Annotated in this window: 12 protein-coding genes; 10 read left to right on the top strand and 2 right to left on the bottom strand. The window is 51.3% G+C overall.

All coding sequences use genetic code 11. The annotated features are described in order from the left end of the window. Positions 1-7: 7 nt before the first annotated feature. The 10 genes from traK to ABD920_RS09505 all read left to right on the top strand — a co-directional run bounded on the left by traK (position 8) and on the right by ABD920_RS09505 (position 8,122). Entirely contained in the window at positions 8-616 is a 609-nt protein-coding gene (gene traK / locus ABD920_RS09550) for a conjugative transposon protein TraK (protein WP_345158581.1), read from the top strand. Continuing rightward, positions 594-914 carry a hypothetical protein gene (locus ABD920_RS09545; protein ID WP_345158579.1) on the top strand — a complete coding sequence of 107 codons (321 nt, stop codon included), beginning with the start codon at positions 594-596 and terminating at the stop codon, positions 912-914. Before traK ends, ABD920_RS09545 begins: the two co-directional genes overlap by 23 nt. After that, on the top strand, positions 907-2,073 hold the full coding sequence (gene traM / locus ABD920_RS09540; protein WP_345158578.1) for a conjugative transposon protein TraM: 1,167 nt from the start codon (positions 907-909) through the stop codon (positions 2,071-2,073). Before ABD920_RS09545 ends, traM begins: the two co-directional genes overlap by 8 nt. A 32-nt stretch (positions 2,074-2,105) precedes the next feature. Beyond that, positions 2,106-2,900 (top strand): conjugative transposon protein TraN, encoded by a 795-nt coding sequence (traN, locus tag ABD920_RS09535; RefSeq protein ID WP_345158577.1) that lies wholly within the window; start codon positions 2,106-2,108, stop codon positions 2,898-2,900. Positions 2,901-2,966: 66 nt separating this feature from the next. Continuing rightward, positions 2,967-4,934, top strand: coding sequence for a type IV secretory system conjugative DNA transfer family protein (locus ABD920_RS09530; RefSeq protein WP_345158576.1), 1,968 nt, complete (start codon positions 2,967-2,969; stop codon positions 4,932-4,934). A gap of 8 nt (positions 4,935-4,942) precedes the next feature. Beyond that, a complete protein-coding gene (locus ABD920_RS09525) occupies positions 4,943-5,287 on the top strand; it encodes a helix-turn-helix domain-containing protein (protein ID WP_345158574.1) in 345 nt (114 codons plus the stop codon). A 58-nt stretch (positions 5,288-5,345) separates the two neighbouring features. Next, a complete protein-coding gene (locus tag ABD920_RS09520; RefSeq protein ID WP_345158572.1) occupies positions 5,346-5,978 on the top strand; it encodes a DUF4099 domain-containing protein in 633 nt (210 codons plus the stop codon). A 14-nt stretch (positions 5,979-5,992) separates the two neighbouring features. Further along, a complete protein-coding gene (locus ABD920_RS09515) occupies positions 5,993-7,090 on the top strand; it encodes a DUF3991 domain-containing protein (protein ID WP_345158570.1) in 1,098 nt (365 codons plus the stop codon). Positions 7,091-7,117: 27 nt separating this feature from the next. Further along, a complete protein-coding gene (locus tag ABD920_RS09510; RefSeq protein WP_345158569.1) occupies positions 7,118-7,561 on the top strand; it encodes a beta-barrel fold lipoprotein in 444 nt (147 codons plus the stop codon). A gap of 243 nt (positions 7,562-7,804) precedes the next feature. Then, positions 7,805-8,122, top strand: coding sequence for a hypothetical protein (locus ABD920_RS09505; RefSeq protein WP_345158568.1), 318 nt, complete (start codon positions 7,805-7,807; stop codon positions 8,120-8,122). 110 nt (positions 8,123-8,232) lie between these two features. Here ABD920_RS09505 and ABD920_RS09500 read toward each other — a convergent pair whose 3' ends face one another. Together ABD920_RS09500 and ABD920_RS09495 are read right to left on the bottom strand one after the other, a co-directional pair. Further along, positions 8,233-9,867 (bottom strand): Kelch repeat-containing protein, encoded by a 1,635-nt coding sequence (locus ABD920_RS09500; RefSeq protein WP_345158566.1) that lies wholly within the window; start codon positions 9,865-9,867, stop codon positions 8,233-8,235. A 128-nt stretch (positions 9,868-9,995) separates the two neighbouring features. Then, the gene (locus tag ABD920_RS09495; protein WP_345158564.1) at positions 9,996-11,438 is read right to left on the bottom strand and encodes a fibronectin type III domain-containing protein; all 1,443 of its coding nucleotides are present in this window, start codon (positions 11,436-11,438) and stop codon (positions 9,996-9,998) included. Positions 11,439-11,760: the final 322 nt, after the last annotated feature.

Genomic DNA, 11,760 nt, shown 5'->3' with positions numbered 1-11,760 from the left:
AAATACCATGATTCAAAACATTGAAAAGAAAATAAAGCTTGCTTTTGCTATCAGCTTGGGCAGTTTCCTTACCTCTCTCGCTGTAGTAGTGGCTGTGTGCGTGTTTGCCTACAGCCTGGTGAACGAGCAGCGCAAAAACATCTACGTGCTGGACCACAACGTGCCGGTGCTGGTGCGCCAGACAGACCAGGGCACGAACCGGGAGGTGGAGTATGCATCGCACGTGAATATATTTCACCTGCTTTTCTTCACGCTTCCCCCGGATGATGAATACATCAAAAACAACCTGAGCAAAGCCATGTACCTGGTCGATGACACGGGCCTTGCCCAGTACAACAACCTCAAGGAGAAAGGTTATTACAATTCTATCCTGGCCAGCTCTGCGCTTCTTACTATTCAGACTGATAGTGTGGTGGTAGATGAGAACAGGCACTTCCGCTATTACGCCAAACAGCGCATCGAGCGGCCCACCTCCATCGCCACCAGGGCGCTGATTACAGAAGGGGATTTACAGGACGTACCGCGCACGGAGAACAACCCCCACGGCCTGATTATTAAGAACTGGAAAACAGTGCTCAACAAGGACCTGGACTATGTGGAGAAGAAAAATTTCTAACTGGGCTTATGGCCACCAGAAGACAATGGTGGCAGGCATGTTCTTCCTGATGGCAACCGGTATTGTGTGGCTTGTGGCCAGTCGTGGCGAGGCGCAGGAGCGCTTTGACGATACAGCGAAGTTTCTCTACTCCGGCTTTAACAGAAAGCAGCAAGCGCGGCCTGTGGCAGCTAACATGCTGGAGATGTGGCAGCTGTACGCTAAGGTGAAAACACTTAACCCTGATAGCCTTACAGCCCGCGACAGCACTCTTCTAAAGGATATTGACAAACAGCTTAATACTATCCTCCATGAATAAGATAGATTTCAAGAAAGGGCGCTACATCCTGCCGCTCATCGTGCTACCGTTCCTCTTTATCTTCAACTACCTCTACCTCGACACCTTCGGGCCTGCAGGGAATACCGCTCAGGATCCAGGTACCGCAGCACTGGTGGAAACAGCATCATTAAACACAGCGTTGCCCGACGCTAACCTTAAAAAGCGTGAGGTAAAAGATAAGTTTGCCGCCTCCAGGGAAGAGCACAAGTACCGCACTGATTACTCTGCCATCCGGGAGTTGGGGGATAACACCGCCACGCCAACCCAGTACGGCAGTGTGTACTCAACCCAAGAGCAGGCGATACTCGACAGCCTCAACAACCAGATACTGGCCAACCAGCAGCCGGAGCCTTTTATGAACCGCGTAAACCAGCGGCAGCAAAACACAAGTTATGCCTCTGCGGCCGCACCGTTGAGAAGAACGGAGAGAAAAACAGAATCCGACTACGAGAAGGAAATGCGCATGTTCCGGGAGCAGATGGCCTACGTGGATTCTTTATCCAGGGCAGGAAACGAACCAGTCAGCAAACCAGCTCCTGCGCGTCCTCTGGCTGTTACCGAACTACACAAAGAAGAAGAACCGGAAGCGCTGCCCGTAAGCAAGACAGCCAATACCAATACCGCCTACTTCAACACTATTTCAGGTGCTCCTACAGAGCAGTTTATCAAGGCCATTCTCGATGAGGGCCTGAAGGTCAGGGAAGGCGGCAGGATTCGCGTCCGGCTACTTGACGACATCTATGTCGCCAACATGGAAATTGAGGAGGGCAGCTACCTCTACGGCCTTGTCTCGGGCTTCAGCGCACAAAGGGTGGATATCACCATTACTTCTATCCTGCAGGGAGACGAGGTGTTGCCTGTCAGCCTGAGCGTGTATGATAACGATGGTTTGAAAGGACTCTATGTGCCGGACTCACAGTTTCGGGAGTTCACCAAAGAGCTGGCCAGCCGTGCCACACAGGGCCAGAGCATCAACTTTGAGAACAACCCGGAGAGCTCCGCGCAAATACTTTACTCCATGGCAGACCGCATGGCCCAAACCGCCACCAGGGCAGCAGGCTCAGCCATCAAAAGAAACAAAGCTAAGCTCAAGTACAACACCATGGTCTACCTGATAGACACTAAAGCAAAAAGATAATGAGGTTCATGAAACTAAAGAATACAATGAATATGAAAAAGTGTTCTATCCTCCTGTGTTTTCTTCTGCTTTCCGCGCTCGCTTTTGGACAGAAGAAAGCACCGGATACCGTCTACATTCACCAGGACATTTCCACACATTTTATCAGCCCGGAGCCTATCCAGTATGTCGATATCTCCACCGATGACGTGGCCGGTGATATACCAGTAGCAAACATCCTGCGGGTGAAGCCCAAGAACGGGACGCCTGCTCTGGGCGTGGTGACCATTGTGGGCGAGCGCTTTATGGTGCAGTACAAGCTGAGTTATGCCCAGACGGCAGGAGGCGCGCAGTCAGAGGTCAGGATTGACCCTACACAGGTAGATGATTTCATCAACCCGGCTGTGGCCATGAGCACTGAAGACATGCAGCGGTTTGCGCTCGCGGCCGTGCAGGAAAAGCCAAAGGTAACGCATGTGTCAAACCGGAAGCAAAAGGTGGAGATACGCCTCAACAACATCTATTCTGTGGGGGATTACTTCTTTGTGGATGTGTCGATGAAGAACAGCACCAACATCCCCTATGACATTGACCAGATCCGCTTTTTGATTGAGGACAAGAAGGTAGTGAAGGCCACCAACTTCCAGCAGCTGGAGGTGGAACCGGTGTTTACGCTCTACGACTCAGGCAACTTCAAGCGCAAATACCGCAATGTGTTCGTGTTCCGCAAGTTCACCTTTCCTGATGAGAAGGTGTTTAACATGGAAGTGGCGGAGGAGCAGGTATCAGGGCGTGCCCTCTCGCTGAAAATAAACTATCGGGACGTACTGAAGGCCGACACGCTGTAGTTTCATTACTATCATGTATTTCATTAACCTCATTATCTTCTTTTCCCTTTTGTAAAACTTATTGCTATGGAAGAATCAAGCGAGATGAAGAAGCTCTATTCGTTTCTGCAGGGGGTTGTCTACTTTACCCTCCTGGTGGAGTTTGCCGTGCTCCTGTATGCGGATGCGGCTTTTCTGGCCAGCGTAAAGCCGGTAGTGGACAGGCTCGCACAGCTGCCTATCTATGAGCACATCTATTTCTCGAAAGCCTTCACCTTTGGGCTCATCATGTTAGTGTCCCTGGGCACAAAGGCAAGGAAAGACCTGAACCATGACCCTTTGAAGCACATCTTCCTTCCGCTTTTCATGGGTGCGGTGCTCTTCCTGGGGTCCGGCTTCTTCTATTATTATGTGAGCGAAACGGTGCTCTTCTACGGCGTCACGCTCTTTGAGCTGCTCTATACTGTGTTTTCCCTGCTGGGTGCCATGATGATACACGTCGCGCTCGACAACGTGTCCAAGCGCATCCGGAGCGGGCTGATGAAAGACAAGTTCAACGTAGAAAATGAGTCTTTCGGGCAGTCACGCGAGCGGGTGGACACGCCCTACTCGGTTAACATCCCCATGCTCTACTACCACAGGCGGAAAATAAACAAAGGCTGGCTGAACATCGTCAATCCCTTCCGCGCCACGCTGCTCATCGGTACGCCCGGCTCCGGAAAGTCTTTCTCCGTAGTGAACCCGTTTATCAGGCAGCTGCTGGCCAAGGGCTTTTCGATGGCTGTGTATGACTTCAAGTTCCCTGACCTGGGAAAACTCGCCTATTACCATTACCTGGTGAACAGGAAGAAAGGGCCACTCAAGAACCACAGGTTTCACGTCATTAACTTCAACAGCGTGGAGCACAGCCGCCGGTTCAACCCGCTCAAGCCGGAGTATTTGCCTACCCTGGCCGATGCGGTAGAGACAGCGGAGGCACTCCTGCAGTCGCTTACCAAAAGCGACAGGGAGTCAGGAGCTGCGCAGTTCTTCATGCAGTCGGCCGTCAACTTCCTGGCCAGCTGCATCTTTTTTATGAGCCGGTACCAGGGAGGAAAGTTCTCCACCTTCCCGCATGTGCTGGCCCTTTTGAACCTGAGCTATGATGAAATCTTTGAGCTGCTGTTCTCTGAACCGCAGCTGGGGAGCCTGCTCTCTCCCTTCCGCACGGCTTATAGGAACAAAGCCTTTGACCAGCTGGAGGGGCAGATTGGCACACTTAAAATCAACATCGGCCGGCTGGCCACAAAGGAAACCTTCTGGGTGCTCTCCGGCGATGACTTTGACTTGAAGATAACAAACCCCAAAGCCCCTTCGGTGCTCGTGATTGCCAACGACCCCTCCACGCAGAGTATCAACAGCGCCTGCAACGCCCTTATCCTCAACCGCATGACCAAGCTCATCAACTCGAAAGGCAACCTGCCCTGCGGACTGATAGTGGATGAGTCGCCCACGCTTTACGTGCACAAGGTAGAGAACCTGATCGCCACTGCGAGAAGCAACAGGATCGCCGTGCTGCTGGGCCTTCAGGAGCTGCCACAGCTTCGCCAGCAGTACGGCAGGGAAACGGCTGATACTATCTGCGCGGTGGCCGCCAACGTGCTCTCCGGCTCTGTGCGGAACAAAGAAACGCTGGACTGGCTGGAGAAAATATTCGGGAAGGTCCGGCAGCAGAAGCAGGGAGTAAGCATCGACCGCAGCAGGATCTCGGTGAGCGTGAATGAGGAAATGGGCTCACTCATCCCCGCCTCCAAGATAGCGAACCTGAGGGCAGGGGAGATGGTGGGGCAAGTGGCCTTTGACAATGCTGCTTATGACGGAAAGCACATCAGCAGCACATATAACTGTAAAATCAATCTCAACCTGAGGGAGGTTGCAAAAGAGGAGGCGCAGTATGCGGATATGCCAATATTTTATAAATTTGGAACAACCGCTGCCCGAAACACCAAACTTGAAGCAAACTTCATTCATATCAATAAAGAGATTGCCTCACTTATTTCTTCGTTCCAAGTATGAATATAGCATTGTCTGATATTGGGGAAAAGCTGAGCACCTTCCGCAAATCACTGGGCCTCTCGCAAAGAGAGGTGGCCTTATCCGTGGGGGTTCACCAGAACCAGGTATCAAAGCTCGAAAACGGCGTAGGCAGCAGCATTGAGCTCCTGTTGCAGGTTTTAAACTTCTACGGCACCACTTACCAGGTAAAGTTCTTGCTGGCAGATACGTTTGATATCGTCATGGGCACAGCAGACGACCCGCTGTCAAGTCCTTACAACAGCATTGCAGTGGAGAAACTCTCACTGCTGGGGGAGGAGGTGCAGGCTAAGCTGGCAGAGGTAAAGAAGCTGCTTACCAACTCTTCTTCTTAATCTATGCTTCTCCTGCTTTTGAATATTATGAAACAAATTATACGCTTAAAGTATTTGTATGAACTTTGACATAAAGGATCTCCCGTACGCGCAGTTTGAGAAGCTGGGACTGAACAGGAAGGATGTGCTGAACATGCCGCCTGAGGACCTGGCCGCCTTGCTGTCCGGTAACCGCACCAGGCTTCATACCTTCACGATGGAACTGTCCGGTGGGCAGCGCTTTGAGGCAGACGCCAGGCTCTCGCTCTTCCGAAACCCTGACAACTCGCTTTCGCTGAACGTGCACCCGGTGCGTGCCCAGGTAAAGAATGACATCGGTGCCACGCCCGAGGAGCTGGAGAAGCTAAAGGCGGGAGGCGTGCTGGTCCGGGACCACGTTGCCCTGAACGGGGAAAGGGAGCCGCACTATTTCCAGCTCGACCGGGAGACAAATGAGATTCTAAAGGCCCGCGTGCGTGACTTCCATGTGCCGAATGCCATAAAAGATGTGGTGCTCAGCCCTGACCAAAAAGAGCAGCTCCGCCAGGGCCATATGATAGAGCTCAGGGCAAAGGGAGGGGAGGAGCTGATACGTGCCCGTGTGGACCTGAACGAGCCACGTGGATTCACCACAAAGCCGGAGGTGCTCGGGCAGGCGGAAGGAAGGGGAGAAAGCACCGAAGAGATAAAGCACTCCGGACCAAAGCGCTAAACTAAATGTAGGCGATGATGACGTTCAGGGAATACCGGGAAAAAGTACCCATCATGCAGGCAGCTGAGGCGCTGGGCTACTCGGTGGACTTGAGCAAGGGGCGCAGAAGCCTGGAGTACAAACACTCGGATGGTGACACGGTTATCATCCATAACCCGCGTGACCCGGGCAGGCAGCTGTATTTTAACCGCGACGGCAGCACAGACCGGGGATCTGTCATCGACTTCGTGGCCAACAGGCTTCACCGGTTCAATGAATCCTATTCCTCCCCAACAGAAGGTGTCAACCAGGTGCTTTCCCGCCTGTCCTGCGAGCCGCAGGCCTACAAGCCTGCTTTTGCCCCACCGCCACCCAAAGCCTTTGATGCGGACCGCTATGCCCCGCAGCCGCTGTCAGCAGGAAAGCTGCACTACCTTACCCGGGAGCGTGGCCTTGACCGGGAAACAGTAGCCAGGTTCCTGCCTTTCATTCGCCTTGTAAAGGACACAGCCAAAGACCCGGAGAAAACATACGCCAATATTGCCTTCCCGCTTACCTGGCCCGGCGCTGATGCTGTCATCGGGTATGACCTGCGGAACTATGGCTTCAGGAGCGTGGCCGCTGGCTCAGACAGGCAAAACGGCATGTGGATAGCAGACTTCGCCGGCGACCCGGCACGCACCCGGAACGTTTTCTTCGGGGAGAATCCCATCGATATGATGAGTTTTTACCAGCTCAGGCGCAGGGAGCTGGATATGGAGACCGCTGTCTTTATCTCCTTCGGTGGCGGCATTGCCCGGAGCCAGGTGCGCCTGGCGCTGGAGCACTGGCCACAGGCGTCAAAGAATACGCTCTTTGACAACGACTACCAAGGCAGGGTCTATGATATCGTGCTGGCCACGGCCATAGCAGGTAAGGAATCCTCCTTCCGGAAGGAATCAAACAGCCTGCACTTCATGGTAAACGAAAAGAGATTTGAAGTACCTGAATCAAAGCTGAGCCTGAGCACCTTTGAGCGGGAGTCCGGTATCCGCTCCGGCCTGCACGTGCACAAGGCCCGTGGCGCCAAAGACTTCAACGAGCTGATTCACCCTTCCAACGCGCAAAAAAAAAGCGTGGCGCTGAAGCTATAATTTAACACAACTCTAAAAAACAAGCTTATGAAAACACTATCAAAGTTAACCGCGCTCCTTTTCTTTGTTTTGCTCCTGGCTGGTTGCGGCGACTCCGGGAAAGATTCCCCTACGCCGGATGCTGCCACCTTCCGGGTAGACATAGAGCAAAGCGGGGACTACGAAAAATTCGGCAAGATTATCAGCATCAAAGGCGGGGAGTTCTACCGCACCGGCACCCAGGAGCAAATGCCTGTTATTCTTTTTGAAGAGCATCTGACAGAGGACAGGTACTCCTATGAGGCGGAGGCCGTGAGAGAGCTCAGCATTCAAACCACCTATGGCTTTTCATCGGTAGAGACCCCGCCTGCCTCCATGCAACTGAAGATTACGGTCTATAAGAACGGAAAGCAGATAGACCAGAAGACCTATGCTTATACCGACAGGGACGCTGAGGTGAACCAGTTCCTCACCTACAAAGCCACTCAGTAGGCAGCCCCATCGCGTACCCCCTCTGATGTTACAAAACGCCTGCATAATACCAAATAATTTCTGATTAAACCAGGTTCCAGCTGATTTAACAAAGGAACAGCGTGAAATTAGACCGGGAGGTTCATGTTACAAAAGGAGCGAAATCTCCCTTGTATTGAGGGATTCATACTTGTATTTTTAATACTGCAAGAGACCCCTTGCAGGGTGCCTGCCCCAGGTCAGCAGCAATGTTAACAGCAGTATGTGAAGGAAGATAACGAAGAAGGAGACATGACAGACGAAACCACACCTCCGCCGCTAAATGAAGCGCAACCTTTCGTGCCGTTCCCACGGGAGTGTGCGCTTAAGCGGACCTTTAACACAACCCCATTGCTTGATGCGGTAATGGAAGAAGATGGCCCTATGGCGGTGGCGCAGTCGCTGGACGACGCATACGCGACACTGGCAGAGTACCTGGCCAGTGACCCCAACACCGCCGGGCGACAGTACACACAGATGCTTTACGATTTGCGCCGGCTGAGGAATGCCCTGCTGCAGGGGGGAGGCTGGCACCGGCTGTAGACCCTCCCCCCTGCAGCAGGGCATTCCTCAGCCGCTTACAGCTGTTACCGTAGTAGGACTAAACATAATACACATTTTCTATGTGCGGCAGATATACAGAAGCAGTTGATCTACTTTATTTTTATTTCATAGATGCCTCTTGATTTGTACGTCGACGGATTCAAACCAAGCCCCAGGTAAATCCTGTCATCGATGACATAGCAAAAACTGTTTTGGCTTGGAATATCTGCGTTCGTAGGGAATATCTCGGTCCAGGAATCTGCCTCTGGCGCGTATTCATACATGCCGGTTGTTCCTGCTCCATAATAGCCAATGCTGCTCTTGCCCCCATATACGAAAAGATGGCCCCTGTACTCGAACAGGTTCGGCCCCAGTGAGCCCCTTTCTTCACCATCGATAACCAGGTCAGCTTTTTTTATCAGTTTCCTCGACGCCAGATCCAGTTCGTAGAGCCTGTGCCTGAAAGTGACGGTGGCAGCGTACTGGTCCTTTTCTTCCGCTGCCACAACATAGATCCTGCCCTGTATGGCGATTCCCTTATAGCCCCACGTCGCGCTTTGGAGCTCCATCACCACCTCCCAGCTTTTGTCGGCCGGGTTGAACACCTGGAGCAAGACCTTTTCCTGGGCAGCGCCATCTACAACCCTTAACTGCCTCCCAATGCAGTAAAGCTTGTTCTGATAGACAAAAGAACCGTTTGGCCGCAAAAATTCATTGCTGTTGGAAGACGAATAGAAGGGGTAGAACTCCCACTCTTCCTTGACAGGATCATAGGCATATATGCGCTCCTGGCATCCAATATAAGTCTGACCGACATAAAAGCCTCTTTTGGAAATACCCCCGAAATAGATTTTGCCGTCAATCTCATGCCCTTCCATCCCCTCTATCAGCTCTTCCGGTGTAGGCACCGACGTCTCTTCCCACTGCTTTGTGCTCGGGCTCCAGGCATGCTGGCGGTATCTATTATTCAAGTTGATAATGTGAACCTTGCCGTTGTATTTATAATACGCCAGGTTGTTGTATGGGTGTTCGTATTGGGAAACCTTGATAGCATCGAATACGTTTCCCTGCTCTATCCTTAGGCCGTCCTCAAAAATCTTTCTGCTTCCATAGTACACCGAGAGGCTGCCAGCTCCTGGCGGCACTTCTTTAGGAACCTGAATGACAAAAGTAAATTTGTCACTCCCCTCTTTTTTTTCGACAGCCACAAGGTTAAGTATGGCGCCACCAAAAGAGACCGCATATCTGTTTAATTCAGTATCTGCATATTCAGCAGTAAGGTAAAGGGTTTCGTATGAAGTGCCCTTTGATTCTATACTTCCTGAGAACCCTTCCCGCCATGCCAGATTAAACCCTGCAGTTTCGAACCCTGCCGCTTTGGTGTATGAAACCTTGCCCTGCACATCCTTGATTTTGACTGTGTACCAGTAGTTGGTGTATGGCTCAAGTCCATCGACACTAACAGAGTAGGCGTCATGCTTCGTGTTGTACTCAGCCACATTCAAAGCGCCGGAGACAGCAGCGGGTGCAAGGGCAGAAGAGTCCTTCGCGATGTAGATCCCCGTTTCAGACACTTCGACAGCGGAGACTTTATACTGGAATACAACACTGTTAGGGGTGACGTCTTTGACGATGCTCTTGTTCAGCGGTATTTCGTAAGTAGTTTTGACAGGTTCCGGATCTTCCTTTTCACAGGAAATTAGCACAAGGAGAAGCGCGAGGAGGACATAGATTGCGTTGCGCATAAGGGAAGCATGTAAGTGCGTAAGGTCCATCAAGCTGTTCTATGGTTGAATTATAGGGGTGTTGACGCGAAACTTTATCGCTGGCTCTTTTTCAGATTAGAGCATATAGCACATACCGTTTCTTCGAACTACTCATCATATTTCCCCTCTGGGTCGAGCTTTAGCACCCATATAGGGTGGTCAATGTAGTACGAAGAGGAGGCTGCCACCATATAGCCTCTATCCGGTGTCTGTAGCAGGTCACTGCCAAAGCCCCCTCCCGTCCCTTCACCATACGAATGTCCCCAGGATTTTTCCCCGCTTGAATCTAGCTTGAAGAGACCAACAAACAGCTTGTCGCCATAGGTGGGGTTCATGTAGCCGGTCAGAATACACCCCCCGTCATCGGTCACAGCAACAGCTTTTGTCTGAAAGGAGACGCCGTTGTTAAAGGACTTATTCCATATCTCATTGCCAGCTTCGTCGATTTTTATTGCCCGCATTTCGCTAAAGTTGTATTCTCCCCAACTGCTCCCGGCCATGATGTACCCTCCGTCCAATGTGGCTTTTAACTGAGCGGGAAAGTCATATCGCCGGTCTCCGTACGTCCGCTGCCACCGGATCTCCCCCTGGGCATCAGCGCTCATCACCTGGAAGTCCATGTCTTCGTAAGTTCCAGTCTCGCACAACAGCATGAAGCCTTCTGAGGGAGACGCTACAATGTCCTTTGCATTATTATATTCTGCCGTACCATACCTTTTTTCCCAGAGCAGGTTTCCACCGGCATCAAGTTTCATTAACAAGGCTTGTGAATTAATGTCTTTGCTCTTGTGGCCAATTGCGCCGACCGCGTACAAGCTGTTGTCATTGGCCTCTACTACGGCGTTGATTACACCCGGCAGCTGTAGTTTCTTCTCCCACAGTATATCTCCATGAGCATTGAGCTTTAACACGATATTTTTTGCGGCCAATAGCAGCCCCCTGTCCTCTGTCTCCGTTACTGCGACATCACTGTCCGCCGTGTTATGCTCAGAAGTGGTACTCCATTGCTGGTTACCCAAAGAATCAATCTTTGTAGCGAACATCATCCATTGGCCCATGCTGATGCTATGAATGGTTCCGGTAATCACATAGCCCTGATCAAAGGTCTCAACAATGGAGCTGCTGCGGGCAGACTCCTTACTTACCGGATAATACTTGCTGAAAGTTGTGTAGGGGCTTTTGGTTGTGAAGGTGAAATCAGAACGCGTGGAATCCCGCTGCGGGTCGTACGCTAGCACATATCCTTTATATTCGGTTTTAGGGGTAAGCCCTTGGATCGTATATGTGGTTGAGTCGAGGTCTGTAGCCACCTTCCGGCCTTCTAAAAAGACGGAGTAAGCCACTTTGTCTTTATCCGGGTCAATGGCCTTTGTCCATTCGAGAAGGGCTTTGTTCTTTGTTCTATTTAATACCTCCGCCTGGAATGCGGATGGTGGGGCGTTGATGCGCGCCGGGTTTATGACCGGGACAGGCGTGTCTGATTTTTCATCATCGCAACTTGTAACCAGGGCAATCACAATCATTAGGCTAACCAGCCAATTACGCTTCATCTTCGTCTATTTTATGTATGGGGTTCGTTATGGCATCCTTATGTGATCTAAGGAAAACTGTATTAATTAGTAGGTACACATAGCTTTATTATGTAGGCTGGGGTTACGATGAGTATCAAATTTTTTATGCATTATGATTTTCTATCTTTAACAGGATCTGCTCTCGCTGCTGAAGCCTTTCGAAGCGGGCGAAATGAAAGCCTTTGCTGTATCCCCTCTGGTGAACTCTCCTATGAACAACGTGCCGGAAGTAATCGATTCACTGTAAGAGCAGCGTGATGTGGTAAACAGTAAAGCTACCTTGTAGTCAGGTGGCTTAAAA

Origin of the sequence: Pontibacter saemangeumensis (genome assembly GCF_039541895.1) — a bacterium.
Classification (GTDB): domain Bacteria; phylum Bacteroidota; class Bacteroidia; order Cytophagales; family Hymenobacteraceae; genus Pontibacter; species Pontibacter saemangeumensis.
The sequence above is the reverse complement of the archived record's forward strand: the minus strand, read 5'-3'. Positions and strand labels throughout refer to the sequence as shown.